The following is a 24,717-nucleotide window of genomic DNA, read 5'->3' on the forward strand; positions in this document are numbered from 1 at the left end:
CCTATTTTCTTCTCTTCGGCCCAAGCTGGACTTGACGGGCACGTAAGGTCAACCCGAAGAGCGACGAACAACGGGAGAGAGCCATGAACATCGAGCAACTGTTTCGCCTGGACGGCCGCGTCGCATTGGTGACCGGGGGGTCGCGCTTCATCGGCCGCTGGATCTCGGAAGCGTTCATCGCGCAAGGTGCGAAAGTCTATATCTGCGCTCGGACGGTCGAGGACTGCATGCAGACCGCCGAGGAGCTGGGCCCGAACTGCGTGGCGCTGCCGCAGGACCTCTCGACGGTTGCCGGCTGTAAGGCGCTCGCCGCGCAGCTGGCCGAACATGAGCAGAAGCTCGACATTCTCGTGAACAATGCGGGCGCCGCCTGGGGCGAGCCGTTCGAGCAGTTTCCGGAAAAGGGCTGGGACAAGGTCATGGACCTGAACCTGAAATCGCCCTTTTTCCTCACCCAGGCGCTCTACCCGATGCTGAAGGCGGCCGCTTCGGCCGAGCAGCCGGGCAAAGTCATCAACATCACCTCGATTGACGGGCAACGGCTGAACCCGTGGGAGACCTATAGCTATCACGCGTCCAAATCGGGCCTCATCTACCTGACGAAGCGCATGGCGGCGCGGCTGATCGAGGATCACATCAACGTGACTTCGATCGCGCCCGGCGCCTATCCGTCGAAAATGAACCGCGCCGCGCGGGACCATGGCGAGGAAGTCGCCAGGTCGATCCCGGCCAAGCGGATCGGGCGGCCGGAGGATCTCGCCGCCGCCGCCGTTTATCTGGCGAGTCGCGCGGGCGACTATGTCGTCGGCGAAACGCTGACGGTGGATGGCGGCCTGGTCAGCGCCAAAGTCGGAGTGAGCATCGACGCCTGATTTTTCCGTCCGTGCCGAGCGCTGTCGAGACACGCTTCTCGACTTCGCTCGAAGCGAACGGCTGCTAAGGTCGACTCAGCAGCACGTTCATCCGCGCCAGTGCGATCGGCTTGGCGCGGTCGTCCTGCCAGGCCACCGCCTCGAGATTGGCGACGCGCGTACCCAGCCGGGTGATGCGGCCGATGGCGAAGGTCTCCGCCTCGCGACCGCCGCGCATATAGTCGACAGTGACGGTGATCGGCTTGATCCGCGGCCGATCGCCATCCTCGTAGCGCGCATGGAGCGCGGCGAAGGCCGCCATTTCCAGCAAGCCGCCGATCGCGCCACCATGCAGGAAGCCGGGCCGGCCCATCACACCTGCGCTCCACGGCATGGTGAGGATCGGCGATCCGTCCTCCTCACCGGCAACGGTCAGGCCGAGCAGCTCGGCATAGGGGGGCAGCTTCATAGGTCGGTGAACATATAGGTGCCCGCCACATGGGCGACCGGATCGTTCGGATCGCCGTGATGCGCCTGGCCGCGGATGAAAGCGACGCTACGCGTGATGCCGTAGCATTCGCCGCGCCCGATCACTGCCTTTCCGGGCGTCGCCGGCCGGATATAGTCGACCCGCAGATCGAGCGTCGCCTGGGCGCGGAAGCGATTCTGCTTGATCCAGATCGACATGCTCGTCGCCATGTCCATCAGTGCAAGGATCGGACCTGAAGCCAGCACGCCACTGGCTTCGTCGCCGACTAGCTTCTCGTCATAGTCGATGGCGAGCTCGGCCCAGTCCTCGCCGTGTGTGACATAACGCAGGCCGATCAGCCCACCATGGGCTCGGCTTGCCAAGGTCGAGACAAAACGTTCGGGATCGAAAGCGGCGTTCACGGGCATTGCAGGCGGCTTAGAGTCGCGTATTCCTTTCCGCAACAAAAGGAGAGCGGATGCACCCCTATCGCCACGCCGAGGCGACACCCGATAAGCCGGCGATCATCGTCGCCGAAACGGGACAGGCGATCAGCTATGCCGAGCTGAACGCGCGGTCCAACCAAGCGGCGCAGCTTTATCGTGCGCAAGGCTTGAGGCCGGGCGACAAGCTGGCCTTCTTCCTCGAGAACACGCCCGATTATTTCGCGCTGGTCTGGGGCGCGCAGCGCAGCGGCCTGCTCTTCGTCTGCGTCTCGTCCAAGCTCACCGCGCCCGAGATCGACTATATTCTTGCGGATAGCGGTGCGAAGCTGCTGGTCGCCGGCGCGTCGCTCGCCAAGGTCGCCGAAGCGATCACGGCGGAGGTCACGCGCTACAGCCATGGTGGTCCGATCGGCGGCTATGAGCCGGTCGAACCCACACTCGATGCTCAGCCGGCAACCCCCATCGTGGACGAATGCGCCGGTTCCGCCATGCTCTATTCTAGCGGCACGACCGGGCGGCCCAAGGGCGTGCTGCGGCCGCCGCCCGAAGACCCGGCGGTCGACCATGTCGTGCCGCTGGCGGTGCTCGCCAACATGTTTTTCGGGCTGGGACCCGACACCGTCTATCTGTCGACGGCCCCGCTCTATCATGCCGCCCCGCTCGGCTGGACGATGTGCGTTCACATCCTCGGCGGCACGGTGGTGCTGATGCACCATTTCGAGCCCGAAGCGGCGCTGGCGAACATCGAACGCTATCGCTGCAATGCCGGCCAGTTCGTGCCCACGCATTTCGTGCGCATGCTGAAGCTGCCCGACGACGTGCGGAGCCGATACGATGTTTCCTCGATGAAGAGCGCCATCCACGCTGCCGCGCCCTGCCCGGTTCCGGTCAAGCAGGCGATGATCGACTGGTGGGGGCTGGTGATCGACGAATATTACGCCGGCACCGAAGGCAATGGCTTCACCGCAATCAAGGCCTCCGAATGGCTGCAGCGGCCCGGCTCGGTCGGGCGGGCGATCGGCGAAGCGACGCTCCACATCTGCGACGAAGAGGGCAATGAAGTGCCGCCGCGCACCGAGGGCATGGTCTTCTTCAACCCGCCGAGATCCTTCGAATATCATAACGACCCTGCAAAGACGGCCGAGTCGCGCAACAAGCATGGCTGGTCGACGCTTGGCGATGTCGGCTGGGTCGATGAGGACGGCTATCTGTTCCTGACCGACCGCAAAAGCTTCATGATCATCTCGGGCGGCGTGAACATCTACCCGCAGGAAATCGAGAATCACCTCGTCACCCACCCTGCCGTGGCTGACGTGGCGGTGGTCGGGGCGCCGCACGACGAAATGGGCGAGCAGGTGGTGGCCGTCATCCAGCCCGTGCCCGGCGTCGAGACCGGAGCAGCGCTAGCCGACGAGCTCACCGCCTTTTGCCGGCAGAGCCTGTCGGGCGTGAAGACGCCGCGCCGGTTTGATTTCGTCGAGGAACTGCCGCGTCACGCGACCGGCAAGCTGTACAAGCGGCTGATCCGCGACCGCTATTGGGGCAAGGAAAGCCGGATCGTCTAGGTCACGTCGTTGCGAGCGAAGCGAAGCAATCCAGCTCGGCGCGTCACGAATGGATTGCTTCGTCGCTCCGCTCCTCGCAATGACTGAGATGCTATGAACGATCGTGTCACAATCACATTTGGCGCAGGCGTCGCCGACGTCCGCCTGAACCGCGCGGACAAGCTGAACGCACTCGATCCGGCGATGTTCGACGGCATCGAATGGGCGCTTGCCGAGTTGCGGGAGACCAAGGGCCTGCGCGCCGTCGTCCTGTCAGGCGAGGGCCGCGCCTTTTCCGCCGGCCTCGACATGACGAGCATGGCCTCGGGCGGGGCGAGCGCGGGCAAGACGCTGACTGACCGCACGCACGGAATCGCGAACATCTTCCAGCACGTTGCCTGGGGCTGGCGCGAACTGCCAGTGCCGGTGATCGCGGCGGTACATGGCATTGCGTTCGGCGGCGGCTTCCAGATCATGTCGGGCGCGGACATCCGCATCGTCCACCCGCAAGCGCGGATGTCGATCATGGAAACGAAATGGGGGCTGGTGCCCGACATGGGCGGCATCGCGCTGTGGCGCACCCTGATCCGCGACGATCTGCTGCGCGAACTTACCTACACCCACCGCGAATTCTCCGGCGAGGAAGCGCTGCGCTACGGCTTCGCCACGCGCCTGGCCGAGGATCCGCACGCCGAAGCCATGGCGCTCGCCCGCGAGATTGCGGGCAAGAACCCGGACGCGATCCGCGGCGCGAAGCGGCTCTATAACGCCTACGCGCATGATGCCGAGGCGCTGCTGATGGCCGAAAGCGTCGAGCAGGCGGCCGTGATCCGGACGCCGAACCAGGTCGAAGCCGTGCGCGCGAACATCGAAAAGCGGGCGCCGAGCTTTTCCGACTGAGTGGCCGCTTTCGACCCATTTCGGACGTTGGCATGAATTGCAGATTATTCCTCGTCACCCCGGCCTTGAGCCGGGGTCCCGCTTGTTTTTCTTTCCTTCGATGAGCATCAGAGCATCCGGTCGGAAAGGTCGAGCCATTCAGGATTGCCGCGTTCGATCAGCGCGAACTTCCACTCCCGTCGCCATCGCTTCACTCGCTTCTCATGCGCGATGCAGTCGCTGATTTCAGGCGCACCTTCGGCCCAGACCAAACGGTGAAGTTCGTAACGACGGCAGAAGTCCGAGCCCTCATCGTTGCGGTGCTGGTGAATCCGAGTGGCGAGGTCAGAGGTGACACCGACATACATCGCGCCGCGATAACGGTCGGCCATGATATACACCCATCCGCCGCGTCGTTCCTCATTCATGCCTCACCAAGAAGGAAGAAGCGGGACCCCGGGTCAAGCCCGGGGTGACGGGTAGATTACGAGTTCTGATGTCCGCCAACCACCCTCAGCAGACGTTCGCAGAGTATGTGGTTAGGCTCGCGAAAAGTCTGTCCTATTCGCTACCACGCTTGATACGCTGGCGACGGCCGCAATGTTTGCCCGCGGCCACTCTTTGAATCGTTCAGATCAAGCCGAAAAGTGCATGATGCACGTGCAACATGTGCGGAATGTGCGGAATGTGCGGATCGCGCGAAATGAAGCGCCCTGACCCACGCTCCGGTCAGCGGATGCCGATCATCTTGTGCGTCTGGACGGACAGCTGCCATTTCGGGTGTGCCATGCAGTAAGCAATCGCGGCCTCCGTGTTGGCCGCGAGATCAGGTCCGTCCATCGGCTGCAGCAGGAAATGATCGAAGGCGAGCCGTTCGAAGCGGTCCGGCATGGCATCGGGTTGGGGAAAGACCAGCTTCAGCTCGTTACCGGCGGTAACCGCCAGCGGCGCCGCGCCCTTGGGGCTGACGCACAGCCAGTCGATCCCGTCGGGAGGCGCGATCGTGCCGTTCGTCTCGACCGCAATCTCGAACCCGCGCGCATGCAACGCCTCGATCAGCTTCGCATTGACCTGAAGCAGAGGCTCGCCACCGGTCAGCACCGCCAGCCGGCGATCCGGTCCGCCACGCCATTCCTGTTCGACCGCGGTTGCGAGCGCGGCCGCATCGCCGAACTTGCCGCCTCCGGTTCCGTCCGTGCCGACGAAATCGGTATCGCAGAAGGTGCAGGCTGCACTCGCCCGGTCCTGCTCCCGGCCCGACCAGAGATTGCAGCCGGCAAAGCGGCAGAAGACCGCGGCGCGGCCGGCCTGCCGTCCTTCGCCTTGAAGCGTGTAGAAAATCTCCTTGACGGAATAGGCCATCGGCCCGCGCTCACATCGCCGGCGGCGGGTCCGGCAGCAGCGGCGTTGGGTTCGCGGGCGCGCGGGGCGTCAGGATCGCCGCCGTTTCGATCACATCGAGCGCCCGACGGGCGACGATGTAGCGCCGCGCCGCCGCCATCCAGTTCTGCGCCCTGGCTCGGCCGGGCAAGCGCGCGACTTCGACCAATGCCTTTTCGACCTGCCCGCCCGCAAGCAGCCGGCGCGCATGCCGCAGCCGCTCGGTAGGCACGGGCGAAGGCTGGCCGACCTTGCGCACCACGATCAGACTGATCAGCTCGCCGCGCAGCGACGGCCACCAGCCCTCGTCCGCAGTACCGCTGGCAAGACTTGGGGCGAGATCGTCCAACCCCATTTGCAGCTCGTCGAGCGTGATCGGCTCGCGCGAGGCGGCGATGATCGTGGACACGGCCTGGGGCTGGGTGGCTCCGAACCGCTCGCGCAACTGCCCTTCGATATAGCCGAGGCCGAGCCCGCGATCGATCGCCCGGCGGGCGGCGAAGGCGATCAGCAGCCCTTCGGCGCGGGCGGCATTGTCGCCTGCGGCATTGGCGCGCTCCGCCACCCGGTCGATACGCGCCTCGATCTCACCCACGCGCTGGCCGAGCGCAGCGGCAGTGCTCGGATCGACCGCGACCATCGACTCGCTCGGGATCAGCGGCTCGGGTGCCGGTGCGGCCGGGGTGGCCGTCGCCACCGATTGAGGCGCTTCCTGCCGCGCGCCAAACAGCCATTCCCGCCCGGCGTCCCAGCGCGACAATATCCATCCGGCAAGCAGCAGGCCCGCGATAAAGGCGATGGCGCCGATGACCAGCGGACCGCGGCTGCGCGTCGTTCGCGGCTGGAGCGTATCGTAACTGGTGCTCATCCTGCCCGCCTCATTGGCACAGCCGCGCCGCCGCCGCCAGCAGCGCGTCATCTGTCGGACGATCCGCGGCGACCGCCGCCTCCCAGCCCCCGCCGGCAGCGGCGCGCACCGCGGGGCTGATCGCCGCGATCCTGTGGGCCGGTCCCGCCAACTCGCGAAAGCGCCGCGCCGCACGGGCCGAGTGAAGCAGCGCTACCGCGCCTTGCTCGAGCGCATCGCCGAAGGCAGGCCTGGGCGGGATGGCCTCCGCAGCATAGATGGCCCGAACTTCGACCCGAACGCCGTCAGGATCGAAGCCGGTGCGGTCGGTTCCGGTCAGGTGGAGGAGCGAGCCGATGCCGTCGGCTGCCGCACGCTTCACTGCCTGCGCCACATCGCCGCGCCCCACGGTCACTGTCGTGAATCCCGCCTCACGCGCCGCCGCCGCGGTGGCAGCCCCGACGGCGTACACGGGAGCCCTGCGGTCGACCTTCTCGTCAAGGGCACGAGCGGCGTTGGCACTGGTCATCAGGATCGCGTCGCACGGGCGCTCGGGCATCTCCCATGCGAGCGGGACGATCCTGAAGAGCGGCGCGACGATCGGCACCAGCCCGAGTGCCCGCACCCGCGCTGCCGTTGCGGCTGCGCCGGGCTCCGGCCGCAGCACCAGGAGCGGTCGGGTCATCCCTGAAAGTGAGCGCGCAGCGTTGGTGATGCGCGCTCCAACAGCGCCACCGCGAGGTCGGCGGCTTCCGACGGATCGCCGATCACCACTTCGCCCTCCTCGGCTTCGCTCCCGTCGGGCGACAGGATCTGCGCGCGCAGCAGCATGCCGCCACGGGCAGGGACGGCCAGCGCCGCGATCGGAGATCGGCAGTCTGCCCCTAGCCTGGCGAGCAAGGCGCGTTCGGCGCGGACGCACAGGGTTGTCGGTGCATCGTCGATGGCGGCGAGCCAGCTCCGCACTTCGTCATCGTCCCGGCGCGCCTCGATGCCGACCGCGCCCTGCGCCGGTGCCGGCAGCATCTCGTAGGTCTCGACTGCAACTCCGACTTGCTTGCCCAGTCGGTCGAGCCCGGCCGCGGCGAGCAGCGTCGCATCCGCCTCGCCCGCCGCCAGCTTGGCGAGGCGGGTTTCGACATTGCCGCGGAACAGCACCACTTCCAGGTCGGGACGAAGCCGCCGGAGCTGCGCGCTGCGGCGAGGCGAACTGGTGCCGAGGCGACCGCCCTGGCGGATGGCGCCGATCGACTCGGCCCCGATCAGCCGGTCGCGCACGTCCGCGCGGGGCAGCATCGCGGCGATGACGATCTCGTCCGGGCGGATCGTCTCGACATCCTTCATCGAGTGGACGGCGAAGTCGATGCGCCGCTCGTTCAGAGCCAGGTCGAGTTCCTTGGTCCAGAGCGCCTTGCCGCCGACCTCGGAGAGAGGCCGATCCTGGATGCGGTCGCCGCTGGTCTTGACCGTGACGATCTCGATCGCCTCGTCCGGCCAGCCATGCGCCGCCTGGAGCGCCGCCTTGACCATGTTCGCTTGAGTAAGAGCCAGGGGCGAGCCGCGCGTACCGAGGCGGAGAGTCCGTTGCATGCCCCGAGGCTTTAGACAGGTGGAGCTGGAGATAGTAGGGGGCGCGAATGGCCCTGATCCTCGGCATCGAATCCAGTTGCGACGAAACCGCAGCGGCGCTGGTCACGAGCGGGCGCGAGATACTGGCGCACCGGCTCGCCGGACAGGAGGCGGAGCACACGCCCTATGGCGGCGTCGTGCCCGAGATCGCGGCGCGCGCGCATGTCGAAGCGCTGACGCCGCTGGTGGAGGCGGCATTGGCAGATGCCGGCAAGCGCTTGAACGATGTCGATGCGATTGCCGCGACCGCGGGCCCGGGGCTGATCGGCGGCGTGATGGTCGGCCTGGTCACCGCCAAGGCGCTGGCCCTTGCGGCGAACAAGCCGCTGGTCGCCGTCAATCACCTTGAGGGCCATGCCCTGAGCCCGCGTTTGGCGGAGCCGGACCTGGCCTTTCCCTATCTGTTGCTGCTGGTGTCGGGCGGTCATTGCCAACTGCTGCTGGTGGAAGGCGTGGGCCGCTATCGCCGCCTTGCCACGACCATCGACGACGCGGCGGGCGAGGCCTTCGACAAGACGGCCAAGTTGCTCGGCCTCGGCTTTCCCGGCGGTCCGGCCGTCGAACGCGCCGCGCGCGGCGGCGACCCGCGCGCCGTGCCGCTGCCGCGGCCGCTAGTCGGCACGGCGGACCCGCATTTCTCCTTCGCCGGGTTGAAGAGCGCGGTGGCCCGGGCGCGGGACGCGGAGCGCTGGTCGGCGGCGGACATTTCGGCGTCCTTCCAACAGGCGGTCGTCGATTGCCTCGTGAATCGGACGGATAAGGCTATCAAATCCGTTCGTATCGAGCGAAGTCGGGATACGCTTCTCGACTGCGCTCGAAGCGAACGGAGCATGAGTGCCCTGGTCGTCGCTGGCGGAGTTGCTGCAAACGGCGCGATCCGGTCGGCGCTGCAAGCGCTTGCCGCCGAACACGACCTGCCTTTCGTCGCACCGCCGCTTTGGCTGTGCACCGACAATGCGGCGATGATCGCCTGGGCGGGTGCGGAGCGCTTCGCCGCCGGTCTGACCGATCAGCTGGACACTCCTGCGCGCGCGCGCTGGCCGCTCGACCCGGCTGCCGCGCCCGCGCGCGGTGCGGGAGTGAAGGCGTGACGATCGGCGTTATCGGCGGCGGCGCCTGGGGCACGGCGCTGGCGCAGGTCGCGTCCGCTGGGGGGGGTGTGCTGCTGTGGGCGCGCGAGCCCGAGGTGATTGCGGCAATCAACAGCGTGCATGAGAATACCGCTTTCCTGCCCGGCGTGCCGCTTGCGCCTGCCATTCGCGCCACGTCCGATCTGGCGGAGCTCGCGCGTTGCACGATGGTGCTGGTCGTCACGCCAGCCCAGCACATGCGCGCCGTGCTCGGGGACCTGCCCGCGACGGAAGCGCCGCTCATCCTCTGTGCCAAGGGAATCGAAGCAGGCACGCGCCTGCTGATGTCGGAGGTGGCCGCGACCGTGCAGCCGCGAGCAGCCATAGCGGTATTGTCGGGCCCGACCTTCGCGCACGAAGTCGCGGCCGGGCTGCCCACTGCCGTCACTCTCGCCTGCGTGGATGACACGCTCGGCCGAAGGATCGCGGGCGTAATCGCCCGCCCCTCTTTCCGACCCTATGTTTCGCGAGACGTGATCGGCGCGGAGATTGGCGGTGCGGTCAAGAATGTGCTGGCAATCGCCTGCGGCATTGTGGAGGGCCGCGGCCTTGGCCAGAATGCCCGCGCCGCCCTGATCAGCCGCGGCTTTGCCGAGATGACGCGCTTCGGCCTCGCCCGGGGCGCCCGGCCAGAGACTTTGGCCGGGCTATCGGGTTTGGGCGATCTCGTCCTCACCTGTTCGTCGACCAGTTCCCGCAATTTCTCCCTCGGTAAGGGCATCGGCGAGGGGCGGAGCACAGCCGAGCTGCTTGGCGACCGGCGCACGGTCGCCGAAGGAGCGTTCACTGCCCCGGTGCTGCAGCAGGCGGCCCGCGAGGCCGGCGTCGACATGCCGGTCGTGGATGCCGTGTGCGCGCTGCTGACCGGGGAATCAGACGTCGAGCACGCAATCGATCGGCTGCTGTCTCGACCGCTCAAAGACGAATGACACTCGCTCGTCCCGAGCGTAGTCGAGGGGCGCTACTCCCGAACCCGCGCCCCTCGATTTCGCTCCGCTCCGCTCGGGACGAGCGACTCAGTTCAAAAGTCGACGGCGATCCCCTTCAGCTCCCAATCGCCATAGCGAGTCGGATCGAGGCCAAGCGGATCGGCATCGCGCTTCGCCTGCTCGGGCTTCGGCACCGGCGGATTCTTGGAAAGATAGGCCGGCGGCTTCACATGCGGCGGGCGCTGGCCCATCGGAACGCTCCTTGTGCTGGACCGTAGATGGGCGCAGGAGCGCGCCCGGACAAGCATGAAGCCAGCTCAGCCACAATCACAAGTCGGCGTGGATGCCCGCCGCGCCGCGCTGCGCCTGCTCGACTCGGTGCTGCGGCGCGGCCTGCCGCTCGAAGCCGCGCTGGACGGCGCGGCGCGTGACGTAAGTGGCGCGGATCGCGGGCTGGCCCACGCAATCGCCGCCGAGACTCTGCGGCGGCTGCCCGACCTGGATGCCCTGATCGACTCGGCGACGCAGCAGCGTCTGCCGCCGGACTCCAAGGCGCGTTTCGCACTCCGCATCGCGCTGGTGCAGGCGCTGGCGCTTGGCACGCCGGGGCATGCGGCGATCAGCACCGTGCTGCCGCTGGTCGATGGCGGGCCGCGGCGGCTGGTGCATGGCGTGTTCGGCGCGCTGATGCGGCGCACGGTCGCCCTCCCCTCGACGCCCACCCTGCCGCGCGCGGTCGAGGAGCGGTGGCTGGGGAATTGGGGCCGCGAGATGGTCGATGCGGCGCGCGCCGCCATGGCCGCGCCGCCGCCACTCGACCTGAGCTTTGCCGACGATCAGGCCGCCCGCCGTTTCGAGGGGCGGCATCTGGCGCCAAGACACGCCCGCATTCCCGCGCAGAGCGGGATCACCGACCTGACGGGCTTTGCGGAGGGGCAATGGTGGGTGCAGGATCTCGCGGCATCCATTCCCGCGCGGCTGCTCGGCGCCGGCGGAGGCCGCCGCGTCCTAGACCTGTGCGCCGCGCCGGGCGGCAAGACGCTGCAGCTTGCCGCGGCAGGCTGGCAGGTGACGGCGGTCGACAACTCCGCCCCTCGCCTCCTGAAGCTGCGCGAGAATCTTGAGCGCACTCGTCTCGCTGCCGAGATCGTCGAGGCCGATGTGATGTCCTGGTCGCCCGAGGCGCCGGTCGACACGATCCTGCTCGACGCTCCCTGCAGCGCGACCGGCATCTTCCGGCGCCACCCCGACGTGCTGCATCGGGTCAAGGCGCGGCAGATCGCTGAGATGGCGGACCTGCAAGGTGCGATGCTGAGGCGCGCCGCCGATTGGCTGCAGCCGGGGGGCACTCTGGTTTACGCCACCTGCTCGCTCGAGCCCGAGGAAGGCGAGGCGCAGCTGGCGCACGCCACCGGCCTGACCCTCGATCCGATCGCACCTGACGAGCTGCCTAATGGGGTGGTTCCCGCACCCGGCGGCCATGTCCGCACCCTGCCGACGCTGCTCGCGGACAAGGGCGCGCTCGATGGTTTTTTCATCGCGCGGTTCAAACGCGCTTAGCCGTTGTGGATAAGCGGGCGGCCGCGCTTCACGGAGCTGCCCGCACCCACTAGGTCTTGTGTCAATGCCAAATTCCGTCCGCATTGCGCCCTCGATCCTTTCTGCCGACTTTGCACGGCTGGGCGAGGAAGTGCGTGCGGTCGACGAAGCGGGCGCGGACTGGATCCATGTCGACGTGATGGACGGCCATTTCGTGCCCAACATTACGATCGGTCCGATGGTCGTAAGGGCGCTGCGGCCGCACACGGCCAAGCCGTTCGACGTGCATTTGATGATCTCGCCGGTGGACGCCTACCTCGATGCGTTCGCCGAAGCGGGCGCCGACACGATCACCGTCCATCCGGAGGCAGGGCCGCACCTGCACCGGACCATCCAGCGCATCAAGTCGCTCGGCAAGCGCGCCGGCGTGTCGCTCAACCCCGCGACGCCTGCCAAGATGCTCGATTATGTGCTGGAAGAGATCGACCTCGTCCTGGTGATGAGCGTCAATCCTGGCTTTGGCGGCCAGAGCTTCATCGACAGCCAGCTTCGCAAGATCGAGGCTATCCGCAAGCAGATCGACAAGCTGGGCAAGCCGATCGACCTGGAAGTGGACGGCGGAATCGACCGCCAAACCGCTCCCCGCGCGATCGCCGCCGGCGCCGATGTCCTCGTCGCCGGCACCGCGACCTTCAAGGGCGGCGCCGCCGCCTATGCCGACAATATTCGCGCATTGAGAGGCTGATGACCAAGCACGAGCCGATCGACCCCGTTGATGGCATCGAACCGGGCAAGCGGCTCATCCGGGTCGATCATGACCGCGGCATCTCGCTCTCCCAGCGGCTCGCGGAAAGCCTGCAGCGCCTGACCTGGCGCACTCCGCTGCACAAGCTGCGGCTGCGCGGCCGATTCCCGCTGAAGCTACTGGCGGCGCCGGACGATCCGGTGATCGGCGATCTGAAAGCCGGCGAACTTCTACTGCGGGGCGTTATCCCGTTCCGCGGCGAGAAGATCGCGATCAGGGAACTCGATTTCCGCACCCTTCAGGGATCGCCGGGGCTGCTCGACTATCTGCACAGCTTCGCCTGGCTGCGCGACCTGTCGACCGCTGCCACCCGCCAGCAGGGCGCGCCGGTCGCCGAAGCGATTATGAGCCGCTGGCTGTCGGCACATGCGGAAAAGGTCGAAGGCCTTGCCTGGCGGGCCGACCTGTGGGGTCGGCGCATCCTGTTCTGGACTGCGCATGCGCCTTTGATCCTGTCGAGCCGTGACCTGGTCTATCGCTCGGCGGTACTGAACACCCTAGCGCGGGGCGCTCGGCACCTCGACCGCGCCGCCGACAAGGCGCCGGACGGCGTCGGCAAGCTCGCCGCCTGGTGCGGGCTGATCGCTGCCGGCCTGCTGATCCCAGGCGGCGACCCACGCCGCGCCTATGCCGAGGCGGGGCTGACGCGGGCTTTGGGTACGGTCTTCACCGAAGATGGTGGCATTGCGTGCCGGTCGCCCGCGACCCTGCTGGATGCGATCGGCCTGCTGAGCCTGCTCCGCGCCGCCTATGAGTCCCGCCGCGAAGAGCCGCTGCCGGCGATCGAGGTGACGCTCGCGCGGGCAGTGCCAGCTCTCCACGGCGTGACCCATGGCGATGGCGGGCTTGCTAGTTGGCAGGGCGGCTTGCCCGTCGACCAGATGCGCATCGCAGCGGTCGTCGAAGCGTCGCAGGTGCGCGCACGGCCGCTTCGGCAGGCGCGCGACTGGGGCTATCAGCGGCTGGCTGGCGGGGGCACAGTGGTGACGGTCGATGCCGCGCCGCCACCAGCTTCCCGCCTGGCAAAGGGCGGCTGCGCCTCGACCCTCGCCTTCGAGATGTCGGACGGTCCGCACCGGCTGGTCGTCAGCTGCGGCGGAGCGCGGCATGAAGGCGCCTATCTTCCCGCCGCCCTGGCGCAGGCGCTGCGGGCGACCGCGGCGCATTCGACACTGATCGTCAACGACGCCAACTCGACGGCGATCCTGGCAGACGGCAGCCTCGGCCGCGGCGTTGCCGAAGTGGCGATCGACCGGCAGGAGCTGGAAGGCGGCAGCCGCATTGAGGCGAGCCATGACGGTTACGTCCGCCGCTTCGGCCTGCTCCACCGGCGCCAACTGGCGCTCAGCGTCGACGGGCGCCAGCTGACCGGCGAGGACATGCTGCTGCCCGCCGGCCGGCGCAAGGCAACGCCCAGCTTCGCAATCCGCTTCCACTTGGCTCCCGAAGTCGAGGTGACGCTGACCGCCGACAGTCTGGGCGCACTGCTGCGTATCGACGGCGGCCCCCTCTGGCAGTTCCGCTGCAAGGGCGCCGCGCTGACGGTGGAGGAGAGCCTCTGGGTCGATAGCGCCGGCCGGCCGCGCCAGACGCAGCAGCTGGTCGTTTCCGGCGAGTCCCCTGCCGGCGGCGCGAGCGTCGCCTGGCTGTTCAAGCGGGCTGGTTGATTCACCTCCGTCATCCCGAACTCGTTCCGGGATAAGCCGTGCGTTGACGGAGGCCAGGCGAGTTCCTGACCGACCTCTCGCTGCTCCACCCTTATCCCGAAACAAGTTCGGGATGACGATCTGGAGTGGAGCCGTTAAGGGCGCCGCCATGACCGACATCCAGATCAAGCGCGCGCTCCTTTCCGTCTCGGACAAGACCGGGCTCGCCGAACTCGGGCGGGCGCTGGCGGACAAGGGCGTCGAACTGGTCTCGACCGGCGGCACGGCCAAGGCGCTGCGCGACGCGGATCTCACGGTCCGCGACATCTCCGACCTGACCGGTTTCCCCGAGATGATGGACGGCCGGGTGAAGACGCTGCACCCGAAGGTCCATGGCGGCCTGCTCGCCCTTCGAGACAATGAAGAACATGTGGCGGCGATGGCCGCGCATGGCATCGCCGCGATCGACCTGGTGGTCGTGAACCTCTACCCGTTTGCGCAGACGGTTACGCGAGGCGCCGAGCGAGACGAGGTAATCGAGAATATCGATATCGGCGGACCCTCGATGGTCCGCTCGGCGGCGAAGAACCACGCTTCGGTCGCGATCGTCACCGATCCTGCCGATTATGCAATGGTCGCCAAGGGCACGACCACGCTGGAGGAACGCAAGAAGCTCGCCGCCAAAGCCTTCGCGCTGACCGCGCAATATGATGCGACGATCGCTTCCTGGTTCGCCTTCGCCGACCAGCAGCAGCTCTTTCCCGAGACCGTCACGATTCCCGTCCGCCTGGCGCAGGAGCTGCGCTACGGCGAGAACCCGCACCAGAAGGCCGCGCTCTATGTGCCGGCCGGACCAGCCACGCGAGGCGTCGCGCAGGCGGAGCAGGTTCAGGGCAAGGAACTCAGCTACAACAACTTCAACGACGCGGACGCAGCGCTCGAACTGGTCGCCGAGTTCAAGGATGGCCCGCCGACGGTCGTTATCGTCAAACACGCCAATCCCTGCGGCGTCGCCAGTGCCGACAGTTTGCTCGATGCCTACAAGGCGGCTTTCGCCTCCGACACGGTGTCGGCATTCGGCGGAATCATCGCGTGCAATCGCCCGCTCGACGAAGCGACGGCCGAGGCGATCGCCGAGATCTTCACCGAAGTCGTGGTCGCGCCGGATGCGGACGAGGCTGCGCGCGCGGTGTTCGCGCGCAAGAAGAACCTTCGGCTGCTGCTGTGCGGCGAGTTCGCCGATCCGCGGCGGCCGGGACTGCTGATGAAATCGATCGCAGGCGGCATGCTGCTCCAGTCCCGCGACAATGGCGCTGTCGGCCGCGAGGACCTAAAGGTCGTCACCAGGCGCCAGCCGTCGGAACAGGAGCTCGCCGACTGCCTGTTCGCTTGGACCGTCGCCAAGCACGTCAAGTCCAACGCCATCGTCTATGCGAAGGACGGCGCGACGGCGGGGATCGGCGCGGGACAGATGAACCGGCTGGAGTCAGCCCGGATCGCCGCCTGGAAAGCGAAGGATGCCGCCGAAAAGGCCGGTTGGGCGGAGCCGCGCACGATCGGCTCAGCCGTCGCGTCCGACGCCTTCTTTCCCTTCGCGGACGGTCTGCTGGCCGCGGTGGAGGCCGGCGCCACCGCCGTCATCCAGCCCGGCGGTTCGATCCGTGACGAGGAAGTCATCGCCGCGGCTGACGAAGCCGGGCTGGCGATGGTCTTCACCGGCATGCGCCACTTCCGGCACTGATCTCTTTCCCGTTCGCTTCGAGCGAAGTCGGGATACGCTTCTCGACTTCGCTCGAAGCGAACGGAGAAGGGCTCCGGCCTACCGCGCCTGCGGCGTCTCCCCCGGTGCGGGATAGGCCGGTTCCTCGCCCCTGTTCCGCTTGAACAGCACCCGATCCTCCGCGGTGAAGCCCCGCTGCCAGATTACCCAGCCATAGGCGATCAGGATGGCAGGCATGCCGATCAGCAGCTCGCTCCATTCGGGGATGCTGGTCGCGACGAAGCCGACGATGGTGGCCACGGCCGCCGCCCAGACCAGGGCCCAGCGCCATGGCGACACGGGCGCGCCCAGCAGCCGCGACAACAGCCGGGCCTTCACGACCGCCGCAAAGCCGAGCGCGATCGGCAGCGCCATCGCCGGGCCGACCGCCTGCACATGCTCGGGCAGCCCTGCTCGCCGCATGCCGATGATCAGCACAAAGCTCAGCATGATCTGGAGCAGGATGGTTGCGAGCGAGATCATCATGTTCCGGTGCCGGGCGATATAGACCAGTGCCGATTCCGACACGACGGCGGTGGCCGCCACCACTTCGGCGATCATCAGGAAGGCGAGCGCCCCCGTGCCGGCGACGAATTGAGGACCGGCCAATCCCATAATCGCTTCGCCCGGGATGGTGAGAGCCAGCGCGATCCCGGCTTGCGCGGCGATGATCCAGAAGCCGACCTGCCTCACTTGCGCCGCGACGGCCGCCTTGTCGCCGTCGGCGAGACTTTGGGTGAGGACGGGCCCGAGGATCGGGTCGAAGCTGGTTTTCAGCTTTTGCGGCAAGGTGACGATCTGCTGCGCCACCCAATAAATGCCGACCACGGCCGGCGGAAAGAACAGCCCCAGAATGGCGCGATCGACGTTACGCGTCGCCCATTCGATCGCGTCGGCCGCGGCAAGCGGCGCGTTGCTCTGCGCAATCCGGAACAGCCCGATCGGCTGAGGCGACCAGCCACGCGGCAGGCCATAGCTCTTCAGCAGCGGCCAGATCGACGCGATCAACGCCGCGATCAGCGACAGCACATAGGCAAGGATCAGCCCGTCCCGCGCCGAATAGAAATAGAGTGCGCCCGCCGCGATGCTGATCGTCCATGGCTCGACAACCGCTCGTGCCCGAACCGTCGCCGCGACGTCGCGGCGATAGGCGAGCGCCGCTAGTGCTACATCCGACCAGGCCAGCGCGAAGATCGTCAGCGGCAGCAGCCGATCGAGCCCATTCAGTTCGCTGTTCGGGAACATGACCTGGGGGACCGCGATCAGGAAGCCGGCCGCGATGGCGGAAGCGAAGCCGGCGACCAGCAACCCATCCCATATTACGCAAACATGAGGCCGCTCGGCCGACGAGAGCTGCTGCGCCAGGCCGCGCTTGAGGCCAAGTGTCGCCAGCTGCGCGGCGAACTCTATGATCAGGATCGCATAGGCGAAGCGGCCGAGCGCTTCCGGGCCGTAAAGGCGTCCGGCAATAAAGAGAAAAGGCAGCCGGGCGAGCAGCCGCAGCAGGAAGCCGAAAACATTGGTGCGGCCGCCCTTCGCAAGGCTGGCGATATCGCTGTCGCTGGCGGCGGATGGCTCCCCCATTTTCACGTCTTAGGCGGGTGCATCCCGCTTTTCCACCTCGCCTTCGGTCGCTTCGTCCAGGCGGCGCATGAAGGGCGTGACCGTGACGCCATGCAGCAGAATGGAGACCAGGATCACCAGGCCCAAAGTGCTCCACAGCGATACTTCCTGCTCGAAGCGGCCATGGTTGATCGCATAGGCGAGGTAATAAACCGAGCCCAATCCGCGGATGCCGAAAAATGAAATGACGAAGCGCTCCAGCCCGGAACGCCCGCTCCCTGCCAGGCTGATCCAGCCGACGAGCGGGCGCACAATAAAGATGGTGAGCGCCGCGAACGCAACTTCGCGCCAGCCTAGATTGGCCAGCAACCCGCCCGCCACCAGCATGCCCCCGAAAAAGACGAGCAGCGCCATCATCAACAGCCGCTCCACCTCGTCAGCGAAGTCGTGCATGCGGTCGTTGTAATCATGCCCCCGCGCGGACCGCCGCAGCATCAGCCCGGCCAGGAAGACGGCGAGGAAGCCATACCCGTGCAGCAGCTCCGTCAGGGCGTAGATGCTGAGCGTCGCGCCCAGAGCGACGAAGCCGTCGCCGGTGCGAGAGAGCCTGGTTCCGCGGGGAAATTGATAGATGATCCAGCCGAATGCCCAGCCGAGAGCGAGGCCGCTCACGGTGCCGACCGCCACCTTCACGAGCAGCGAGTCGATCGCCCAGTCAGACAGGGTCGCCGAACTCAGCCCTGCCACGCTGAGCGCGATCGCCAGATGGACGAACGGGAAGGCTGCGGCGTCGTTCAGGCCTGCCTCGGACGTCAGCGCGAAGCGTGTTTCGTCATCCTGATTGCTCCGCGGATGTTCGATCTGGATATCGGACGCGAGCACGGGATCGGTCGGCGCCAGTGAAGCGGCGAGCACCAGGGCGGTCGCCAGCCCGAGCCCGAGCACGGTCTGGCCGGCAACCGTCAGCGCGATAATGGTGAGCGGCATGGCGATGGCAATCAGCCGCCAGGTCAGGCTCCAGCTCTGCCAGCCGAACGGCCGCTCGATCTTCAACCCGGCGCCCATCAGCGAGACGATGACGATCAGCTCGGCCGCCTTTTCGACGAGCACCGGCGTCTTGGCCGGATGCGGCGCATAGTCGGCGAAGATCGTCCAGCTGAACACGGCCATGCCGATGCCGACGCACAAGATCGGCAGGGAGAGAGGCAGCTTCCGGACCACCAGCGGCAGCCAGGCGACGAGCAGAATGAGCCCGCCCAACCCAAGCAGGATCGGTATGTAGAAGCGGACGATGTCGAAAGCTGCGGCGTCGGGCATCTGGGGTGCAACGCGTGGAAACCAGCAACAGCCTAATCGCTCGTCCTGAGCGAAGGCCGGAGGCCGTAGTCGAAGGGCGCCTGGTCCGAACCCCGCCCCTCGACTACGCGCTTCGCGCTCCGCTCAGGACGAGCGACTCTACCGGCCGATCAGTGCGCCGCGCCCCAGCTGGGGCCGTGCCCCACTTCCACGCCGAGCGGCACGGAGAGCTTAATCAGCGGCTCGGCGGCCGATGCCATGACGTCATGGATCACCGTGCGGGCGGCCTCCACATCGTCTTCCGGCGCTTCGAACACCAGTTCGTCATGCACCTGCAGCAGCATGCGGACGTGTCGCAGTCCCGCCTTCTCAAGCGCCGGCCCCATCCGCACCATCGCGCGCTTTATGATGTCGGCGCTGGTGCCTTGGATCGGCGCGTTGATCGCGGCTCGCTCGGCGCCCTGCCGCTCGTGCATCACCTTCGACTTGATACGCGGAAAGTGCGTCTTCCGGCCGAACAGCGTCGTCGTGTATCCCTTCTCGCGCACGCTCTCGAGCGTCTCGGCGATGTAGCGGTTAATGCCCGGAAAGCGCTCGAAATAGCGATCGATCATGGCCTGGGCTTCGTCGGCCGTCGTGCCGAGCCGGCCCGCAAGCCCCCAGCGCGAGATGCCGTAAAGGATCGCGAAGTTTATCGTCTTGGCGCGCCCGCGCGTGTCGCGGTTCACTTCGCCGAACAGCTCCGTTGCCGTCATCGCGTGGATGTCCTCGCCGGCGGCGAAGGCGTCGCGCAGCTGCGGCACATCGGCCATGTGCGCGGCGATGCGCAGCTCGATTTGGCTATAATCGGCGGAGAGGATGACGTTGCCCGGCTCCGCCACGAAGGCATCGCGGATCTGGCGCCCGGTCTCGGTACGGATCGGGATGTTCTGCAGATTGGGCTCGGTCGACGACAGCCGGCCGGTCTGCGCGCCTGTCAGCGAATAACAGGTGTGGACGCGGCCGTCGTCGGGACTGATTTCTTGCTGCAGTGCGTCGGTGTAAGTGGATTTGAGCTTGGTCAGCTGCCGCCAGTCGAGCACGCGGCGGGCGATCTCGACGCCATCCGCCGCCAGGCGCTCCAGCTCATTAACGTCGGTCGAATAGACGCCTGACTTGCCCTTGCGCCCGCCCTTCAGGCCCATTTGCTCGAAGAGAATGTCGCCCAGCTGCTTGGGGCTGCCGATGGTGAAGGGCTGGCCGACGATCGCGAAAATGTCCGCCTCGATCCCCGCGATCTGCTGGGCGAAGTCGCCTGATAGGCGCGAGAGCACCTGGCGGTCGACCTTGATGCCGGCCCGCTCCATCGCGGTGATCACCGGAATGAGCGGACGGTCGACGAGTTCGTACACGGTCGTCGCCTGCTCTGCCGATAGACGGGGCTTCAATCGCCGCCACAGCCGCAGCGTGACGTCGGCATCCTCGGCCGCGTAGCGGGTCGCTTCCTTCAGCCCGACCTGGTTGAACTTGAGCTGCGCTTTGCCGCTGCCGACCACGTCCTTGAAGGCGATGCAGCTATGGTTGAGGTGCGTGGCCGCGAGTTCGTCCATGCCATGTCCGTGCAGACCGGCATCCAGATCGAAGCTGATCACGATAGTGTCGTCGAACGGCGCGATGTGGATGCCGTGGCGGGCGAGCACACACAGGTCGAACTTGATGTTGTGGCCGATCTTCAGGACCGCCGGATCTTCCAAGAGCGCCTTCAGCCGCGCGATGGCCGCATCGAACGGAACCTGGTCCGGAAAGTCGCCGCCCAGCAGATCGCCGCCGCCATGGCCGAGCGGAATATAACAGGCCTTGTTCGGCTCAAGCGCAAGGCTGACGCCGACCAGCCCGGCGTGGACTTGATCCTTGCTGTCCGTCTCAGTGTCCACCGCGACGAAGCCCTGCGCACGCGCCGCATCGATCCAGCGGTCCAGGTCCTCCAGCGACAGGACCGTCTCATAACCATCGTGATTGCAGGGCGGGTCGGGCGGCAGTTCGACGGATGTGGGCGCATCAGGCGTGGCGTCGGTCACGCTGGCGAGCCGGTTCAGCAGCGTGCGGAAGCCGTGATGTTCCAGAAAGGCGCGGAGCGGCGCTTCCGGAATGCCCTGCAGCTCCATCTCCTCGAGCGGATGGACCAGCGGCACGTCGCACTTGAGCTTCACTAGCTCGCGCGACAGCCGCGCCGCTTCGGCATGCTCGATCAGATTGTCGCGCAACTTGCCCGGCTTCATCGACGGCGCCGCCGCGAGCACCGCTTCCAGATCGCCATGCTCCAGGATCAGCTTGGACGCGGTCTTCGGGCCGACCCCCGGCACGCCCGGCACATTGTCGACGCTGTCGCCCATCAGCGCGAGCACTTCGCCGAGCTGGCTGGGCGGCACGCCGAATTTCTCGACCACATGCTCAGGCCCAAGCCGGCGATTGTTCATCGTGTCGTAGAGATCGAGGCCCGGCTCGATCAGCTGCATCAAATCCTTGTCCGAACTGACGATCGTCACCTGCCAGCCCTGCGCCAGCGCGGCCTTAGTGTAAGAGGCGATCAGATCGTCCGCCTCCACCCCCTCCTCTTCCAGGCAGGGCAGCGAAAAGGCGCGGGTCGCATCCCGGATCATCGGGAATTGCGGTTTCAGATCCTCGGGCGGAGGAGGACGGTGCGCCTTGTATTCGGTGTACATGTCGTTGCGGAACGACTTGGCCGAGGCGTCGAAGATCACGGCCATATGCGTGGGACCTTCGGCCTTGTTCAGCTCGTCGGCGAGCTTCCACAGCATGGTCGTATAGCCATAGACGGCGCCGACCGGCTCGCCATGCCGGTTCGTTAGCGGCGGCAGCCGGTGATAGGCGCGAAAGATATAGCCGGACCCGTCGACGAGATAGAGATGGGGCATGGGCGGGGGATAGCGGGGCCGTGCGGGCTAGGCTAGGCTGGACAGGTGAGCGGCGCTGAGAGCAGTCCTGAACCGAGCGACCTATCCGCTGCGCTTCGGGAAAGCGAGGAGCGGCTGCGGCTGATCCAGGCGGCGGCGCACATCGGCAGCTTCGACTGGGACATGCGGACCGGGCAAATCTTCCGGTCGCCGGAATACCTTGAACTTCATGGATTGCCGCCGGACAGTCCGCTGACAGGCATATTCAGCGACCATTGGCTCGAACGCGTGCACCCGGAAGACCGTGACCAAGTGCAGGCCTGGGCACGAGAAGACATGGCGCGACCGTGTGAGTTCGCGCGCGAGTATCGCATTGTCCGCCCCGACACCGGCGAAGTCCGCTGGCTCTACAATCGCGGTCAGGTTGTCGGTGACGCCGACGGAAGGCCGGTAAGGATGGTGTCGGCGCAGACCGACATCACCGACCGCAAGCTGGGCGAGCTGCGCAGCCGCTACATGGCCGGATTGTCCGACGCACTGCGCCAGGCGAGCGACGCCCGCGATGCGATGCGTGCGGCCTGCGAGCATCTCGGGCGCTTCCTGGAAGTCGGGCAGACCGGGTTCGGCGAGGTCGACGAGACGGAGAGCTGGGTCGAGATCTGGGCTGACTGGTCGGCGGGCCGGATGCCCAGCCGCGCCGGGCGCTATCGTCTGGCGGACTTCGGCCCAGCCATCGTCGACTGGTTCCGGTCGGGGCAGCCGATCGTCACCGAAGACATAGAGCTGCTTGCGTCACTTCCCCGTCTCGAGGAAGCGGCGGAGCGGTTCGGCGCGCGATCCGGGATCGACCTGCCGCTGGTGCGCGACGGCAAGCTGATCGCCATTCTCGGCATCCACCATGACCGGCCGCGGCGCTGGTCCGAGCATGACCTGACAATCGCCCGAATTACCGCCCAGCGTACCGCGGACGCGGTCGACCGCGCCCGGGCGGAAGCGGCGCTGCGGCAGAGCGAAGAACGGATGCGGCTCGCCATCGCCGGCACCGGCCTTGGCAGCTACGATCTCGACATGACGACCGGCGAGGGGGTCTGGTCGGAGACAGCCTTCGCAATGCTTGGGCTTCCTCCGAACTCGAGCGGACGCGCAAGCGTCGAGATGTGGGCCCAATGCCTTCATCCGGAAGACCGGGAGGCCGTAACGGCCGCACACAATGACGCCGCCCAGCGGGGCGGCCCCTGGCAACTCGAACATCGGGTGATCGACCAGGGCACGAGAAAGGTCCGGTGGCTGAACACTTTCGGTCAGTTCATCGGCCCCGCCGACCGGCGGAGGTCTATCGGCGTCGTCATCGACATCACCGAGCGCAAGGAGGCGGAACTGCGGCAGGCTTTCCTGCTGCGCGTATCCGACCGGCTGCGCGGCGCGCAGGACGTGCAGGCGGCAACCAGCGATGTGGCCGAGATGCTGGCACGTGAGCTGGACGTCGATACGGCCGGCTTTGTCCAGATTAACGCCGAGCGCATGGAAGCGACGGTGCTGTCCGGCTACACGACCAGGCAGCGCCCGGACTCGATGACGCTGGAAATCGGGCCGGAGCGGGGACCGCTGCGCGGCGCATCCGTTCGAGACCTCGCCCATGGCCGCACCTTCCGCCTGGCCGATGCGGCGAGCGATCCGCGGACGCGCGACCATGCCGATCATATCAAGGCGAGGACTGGCGCATCGGCGGCCATTCATGTGCCGATGATGCGCAGCGGCGTGATCGGCGCCGTGCTGTTCCTCCATTCCGCCGAGCCCCGGGATTGGAGCGACGCCGAAGTGCAGCTGGTCGAAGAGGTCGCCGCGCGCACCTGGGAAGCAATCGAGCGCATCCGTGCAGAGAATGCGTTGCGCGAGACCAACCGCACGCTCGCGCAGGACATCGCCGTTGCTGTTGCCGAGCGCGAGACGGCGCTTGCCCAGCTTCACCAGGCGCAGAAGCTGGAGACGATCGGCCAGCTGACCGGCGGCATTGCCCACGACTTCAACAATCTGCTCACCCCGATTACCGGCGCGCTCGACCTGCTGCGGCATCGCTTCGCCGGCGAAGATGCGCGCACCGCCAAGCTGATCGAGGGCGCGCTGCAATCGGCCGATCGCGCGCGCGTGCTGGTGCAGCGGCTGCTGAGCTTCGCGCGCCGCCAACCGCTTCAGCCGGAGCCGGTCGACGTCGCTGCTCTGATCGCCGGAATGAGCGACCTGATTGCGAGCTCGATCGGCCGCGGGGTGGGCCTGCTCGTCGAAGCGGCGGCGGACCTGCCGGCCGCCTCCGCCGATCCCAATCAACTGGAACTTGCGATCCTGAACCTGTGCGTGAATGCGCGCGACGCTATGCCGGATGGCGGAACGCTGACCATCCGCATCGGGTCTGCCCGAGACCCTGAGGGCTTGGCCCCGGGCGACTATGTCCGAATGTCGGTGGAGGACACTGGAATCGGCATGGACGCTGAGACGATGCGGCTGGCGATCGAGCCGTTTTTCTCGACCAAGCCGAAGGAGCGCGGCACCGGCCTTGGCCTCTCGATGGTCCACGGGTTGGCCGGACAGCTTGGCGGCGCGCTGTTCATCGACAGCGCTCCCGGCCGGGGCACGCGCATCGATCTCTGGCTGCCGGCCGCCACCGTCGCGCCCAGGCCCAAGGTGAAGCATCAGAGTGCGCCGCCGCAGCTTGCCCGGCCGCTCAACCTGTTGCTGGTCGACGATGAGGAGCTGGTCCGCTCCGGCACTGCCGAGATGCTTCGCGATCTGGGTCATCAGGTGGACGAGGCGGCAAGCGGCCGCGCGGCCCTGGAGCGGCTCGCCGCCGGCCGTTACGACGCGCTGATCACCGACTTCATGATGCCCGGCATGGACGGCATACAGCTGGCGCGCGAGGTCAAGGCTATGGCGCCGAGCCTTCCGGTTCTGCTGATCACCGGATTCCTCGGCTCGGCGGACCAGGCCGGCAACATGCCGCGTCTGGCCAAGCCGTTCAGCCGCGACGAGCTGGGCTCAGCGCTCGCGGCCTTGGTTCATGAGAACGCCTGACCATATCGGCTACGGAACGTATTCGCCCGCCGATGCTTCTGCCTG

21 protein-coding genes are annotated in these 24,717 nt (G+C 67.0%); 10 read left to right on the forward strand and 11 right to left on the reverse strand.

All coding sequences use genetic code 11. The features are described from left to right. Positions 1 to 83 precede the first annotated feature (83 nt). Complete coding sequence (locus tag VGT77_RS01670; RefSeq protein ID WP_327458920.1) at positions 84 to 872, forward strand: SDR family oxidoreductase; 789 nt, start codon at positions 84 to 86, stop codon at positions 870 to 872. Between the two features lie 64 nt (positions 873 to 936). Here VGT77_RS01670 and VGT77_RS01675 read toward each other — a convergent pair whose 3' ends face one another. Further along, a complete protein-coding gene (locus VGT77_RS01675) occupies positions 937 to 1,320 on the reverse strand; it encodes a PaaI family thioesterase (RefSeq protein ID WP_327458922.1) in 384 nt (127 codons plus the stop codon). Next, positions 1,317 to 1,748, reverse strand: coding sequence for a PaaI family thioesterase (locus tag VGT77_RS01680; protein WP_327458924.1), 432 nt, complete (start codon positions 1,746 to 1,748; stop codon positions 1,317 to 1,319). Before VGT77_RS01680 ends, VGT77_RS01675 begins: the two co-directional genes overlap by 4 nt. A gap of 50 nt (positions 1,749 to 1,798) precedes the next feature. Here VGT77_RS01680 and VGT77_RS01685 point away from each other — a divergent pair, with 50 nt between their 5' ends. Further along, complete coding sequence (locus VGT77_RS01685) at positions 1,799 to 3,331, forward strand: acyl-CoA synthetase (protein WP_327458925.1); 1,533 nt, start codon at positions 1,799 to 1,801, stop codon at positions 3,329 to 3,331. 93 nt (positions 3,332 to 3,424) lie between these two features. Beyond that, on the forward strand, positions 3,425 to 4,210 hold the full coding sequence (locus VGT77_RS01690; protein WP_327458927.1) for a crotonase/enoyl-CoA hydratase family protein: 786 nt from the start codon (positions 3,425 to 3,427) through the stop codon (positions 4,208 to 4,210). 107 nt (positions 4,211 to 4,317) lie between these two features. On the opposite strand, the gene VGT77_RS01695 is transcribed toward VGT77_RS01690, so the two are convergent. From VGT77_RS01695 to hemC, 5 genes are all read right to left on the reverse strand, one after another. Beyond that, positions 4,318 to 4,617, reverse strand: coding sequence for a GIY-YIG nuclease family protein (locus VGT77_RS01695; RefSeq protein WP_327458929.1), 300 nt, complete (start codon positions 4,615 to 4,617; stop codon positions 4,318 to 4,320). 301 nt (positions 4,618 to 4,918) lie between these two features. After that, positions 4,919 to 5,551 carry a 7-carboxy-7-deazaguanine synthase gene (gene queE / locus VGT77_RS01700; protein WP_327458931.1) on the reverse strand — a complete coding sequence of 211 codons (633 nt, stop codon included), beginning with the start codon at positions 5,549 to 5,551 and terminating at the stop codon, positions 4,919 to 4,921. Between the two features lie 10 nt (positions 5,552 to 5,561). Next, on the reverse strand, positions 5,562 to 6,437 hold the full coding sequence (locus tag VGT77_RS01705; protein WP_327458933.1) for a hypothetical protein: 876 nt from the start codon (positions 6,435 to 6,437) through the stop codon (positions 5,562 to 5,564). Between the two features lie 10 nt (positions 6,438 to 6,447). Next, entirely contained in the window at positions 6,448 to 7,101 is a 654-nt protein-coding gene (locus VGT77_RS01710) for a uroporphyrinogen-III synthase (RefSeq protein WP_327458935.1), read from the reverse strand. After that, complete coding sequence (gene hemC, locus VGT77_RS01715; RefSeq protein WP_327458937.1) at positions 7,098 to 8,006, reverse strand: hydroxymethylbilane synthase; 909 nt, start codon at positions 8,004 to 8,006, stop codon at positions 7,098 to 7,100. Before hemC ends, VGT77_RS01710 begins: the two co-directional genes overlap by 4 nt. A 47-nt stretch (positions 8,007 to 8,053) precedes the next feature. Here hemC and tsaD point away from each other — a divergent pair, with 47 nt between their 5' ends. Continuing rightward, positions 8,054 to 9,136: a tRNA (adenosine(37)-N6)-threonylcarbamoyltransferase complex transferase subunit TsaD gene (gene tsaD / locus VGT77_RS01720; RefSeq protein ID WP_327458939.1), complete on the forward strand. Its 1,083-nt coding sequence runs from the start codon at positions 8,054 to 8,056 to the stop codon at positions 9,134 to 9,136. Next, positions 9,133 to 10,104: an NAD(P)H-dependent glycerol-3-phosphate dehydrogenase gene (locus tag VGT77_RS01725; protein ID WP_327458941.1), complete on the forward strand. Its 972-nt coding sequence runs from the start codon at positions 9,133 to 9,135 to the stop codon at positions 10,102 to 10,104. The genes tsaD and VGT77_RS01725 overlap by 4 nt, the downstream gene beginning before the upstream one ends. Before the next feature lie 92 nt (positions 10,105 to 10,196). On the opposite strand, the gene VGT77_RS01730 is transcribed toward VGT77_RS01725, so the two are convergent. Next, entirely contained in the window at positions 10,197 to 10,355 is a 159-nt protein-coding gene (locus VGT77_RS01730; RefSeq protein WP_327458943.1) for a DUF1674 domain-containing protein, read from the reverse strand. A gap of 55 nt (positions 10,356 to 10,410) precedes the next feature. On the opposite strand from VGT77_RS01730, the gene VGT77_RS01735 reads away from it, so the two are divergent. The 4 genes from VGT77_RS01735 to purH all read left to right on the forward strand — a co-directional run bounded on the left by VGT77_RS01735 (position 10,411) and on the right by purH (position 15,835). Next, the gene (locus VGT77_RS01735) at positions 10,411 to 11,664 is read left to right on the forward strand and encodes an RsmB/NOP family class I SAM-dependent RNA methyltransferase (protein ID WP_327458945.1); all 1,254 of its coding nucleotides are present in this window, start codon (positions 10,411 to 10,413) and stop codon (positions 11,662 to 11,664) included. Between the two features lie 64 nt (positions 11,665 to 11,728). Next, positions 11,729 to 12,388, forward strand: a complete 660-nt coding sequence (rpe, locus tag VGT77_RS01740; protein WP_327458947.1) for a ribulose-phosphate 3-epimerase — start codon at positions 11,729 to 11,731, stop codon at positions 12,386 to 12,388. After that, positions 12,388 to 14,115: a heparinase II/III family protein gene (locus VGT77_RS01745; RefSeq protein WP_327458949.1), complete on the forward strand. Its 1,728-nt coding sequence runs from the start codon at positions 12,388 to 12,390 to the stop codon at positions 14,113 to 14,115. Before rpe ends, VGT77_RS01745 begins: the two co-directional genes overlap by 1 nt. A 148-nt stretch (positions 14,116 to 14,263) precedes the next feature. Further along, complete coding sequence (gene purH, locus VGT77_RS01750) at positions 14,264 to 15,835, forward strand: bifunctional phosphoribosylaminoimidazolecarboxamide formyltransferase/IMP cyclohydrolase (protein ID WP_327459016.1); 1,572 nt, start codon at positions 14,264 to 14,266, stop codon at positions 15,833 to 15,835. A gap of 78 nt (positions 15,836 to 15,913) precedes the next feature. Here purH and VGT77_RS01755 read toward each other — a convergent pair whose 3' ends face one another. From VGT77_RS01755 to polA, 3 genes are all read right to left on the reverse strand, one after another. Beyond that, entirely contained in the window at positions 15,914 to 17,437 is a 1,524-nt protein-coding gene (locus VGT77_RS01755) for a lipopolysaccharide biosynthesis protein (protein WP_327458950.1), read from the reverse strand. A 9-nt stretch (positions 17,438 to 17,446) separates the two neighbouring features. Continuing rightward, positions 17,447 to 18,733 (reverse strand): cation:proton antiporter, encoded by a 1,287-nt coding sequence (locus VGT77_RS01760; RefSeq protein WP_327458952.1) that lies wholly within the window; start codon positions 18,731 to 18,733, stop codon positions 17,447 to 17,449. Positions 18,734 to 18,882: 149 nt separating this feature from the next. Then, positions 18,883 to 21,627, reverse strand: coding sequence for a DNA polymerase I (polA, locus tag VGT77_RS01765; protein ID WP_327458954.1), 2,745 nt, complete (start codon positions 21,625 to 21,627; stop codon positions 18,883 to 18,885). A gap of 45 nt (positions 21,628 to 21,672) precedes the next feature. Here polA and VGT77_RS01770 point away from each other — a divergent pair, with 45 nt between their 5' ends. After that, complete coding sequence (locus VGT77_RS01770) at positions 21,673 to 24,672, forward strand: PAS domain-containing protein (protein ID WP_327458956.1); 3,000 nt, start codon at positions 21,673 to 21,675, stop codon at positions 24,670 to 24,672. The last annotated feature ends 45 nt before the right edge of the window (positions 24,673 to 24,717 follow it).

Source organism: Sphingomonas sp., assembly GCF_035944535.1.
GTDB lineage: Bacteria > Pseudomonadota > Alphaproteobacteria > Sphingomonadales > Sphingomonadaceae > Sphingomonas_B.

Bases quoted from the DNA above. Each gene is read 5' to 3' on its own strand.
- purH (WP_327459016.1), top strand. From the start codon at position 14,264: ATGACCGACATCCAGATCAAGCGCGCGCTCCTTTCCGTCTCGGACAAG.
- VGT77_RS01735 (WP_327458945.1), top strand. From the start codon at position 10,411: ATGAAGCCAGCTCAGCCACAATCACAAGTCGGCGTGGATGCCCGCCGC.
- VGT77_RS01705 (WP_327458933.1), bottom strand. From the start codon at position 6,437: ATGAGCACCAGTTACGATACGCTCCAGCCGCGAACGACGCGCAGCCGC.
- VGT77_RS01685 (WP_327458925.1), top strand. From the start codon at position 1,799: ATGCACCCCTATCGCCACGCCGAGGCGACACCCGATAAGCCGGCGATC.
- hemC (WP_327458937.1), bottom strand. From the start codon at position 8,006: ATGCAACGGACTCTCCGCCTCGGTACGCGCGGCTCGCCCCTGGCTCTT.
- VGT77_RS01745 (WP_327458949.1), top strand. From the start codon at position 12,388: ATGACCAAGCACGAGCCGATCGACCCCGTTGATGGCATCGAACCGGGC.
- VGT77_RS01690 (WP_327458927.1), top strand. From the start codon at position 3,425: ATGAACGATCGTGTCACAATCACATTTGGCGCAGGCGTCGCCGACGTC.
- VGT77_RS01670 (WP_327458920.1), top strand. From the start codon at position 84: ATGAACATCGAGCAACTGTTTCGCCTGGACGGCCGCGTCGCATTGGTG.
- VGT77_RS01680 (WP_327458924.1), bottom strand. From the start codon at position 1,748: ATGCCCGTGAACGCCGCTTTCGATCCCGAACGTTTTGTCTCGACCTTG.
- VGT77_RS01755 (WP_327458950.1), bottom strand. From the start codon at position 17,437: ATGGGGGAGCCATCCGCCGCCAGCGACAGCGATATCGCCAGCCTTGCG.
- polA (WP_327458954.1), bottom strand. From the start codon at position 21,627: ATGCCCCATCTCTATCTCGTCGACGGGTCCGGCTATATCTTTCGCGCC.
- VGT77_RS01730 (WP_327458943.1), bottom strand. From the start codon at position 10,355: ATGGGCCAGCGCCCGCCGCATGTGAAGCCGCCGGCCTATCTTTCCAAG.
- VGT77_RS01710 (WP_327458935.1), bottom strand. From the start codon at position 7,101: ATGACCCGACCGCTCCTGGTGCTGCGGCCGGAGCCCGGCGCAGCCGCA.
- rpe (WP_327458947.1), top strand. From the start codon at position 11,729: ATGCCAAATTCCGTCCGCATTGCGCCCTCGATCCTTTCTGCCGACTTT.
- queE (WP_327458931.1), bottom strand. From the start codon at position 5,551: ATGGCCTATTCCGTCAAGGAGATTTTCTACACGCTTCAAGGCGAAGGA.
- VGT77_RS01675 (WP_327458922.1), bottom strand. From the start codon at position 1,320: ATGAAGCTGCCCCCCTATGCCGAGCTGCTCGGCCTGACCGTTGCCGGT.
- VGT77_RS01760 (WP_327458952.1), bottom strand. From the start codon at position 18,733: ATGCCCGACGCCGCAGCTTTCGACATCGTCCGCTTCTACATACCGATC.
- tsaD (WP_327458939.1), top strand. From the start codon at position 8,054: ATGGCCCTGATCCTCGGCATCGAATCCAGTTGCGACGAAACCGCAGCG.
- VGT77_RS01695 (WP_327458929.1), bottom strand. From the start codon at position 4,617: ATGAATGAGGAACGACGCGGCGGATGGGTGTATATCATGGCCGACCGT.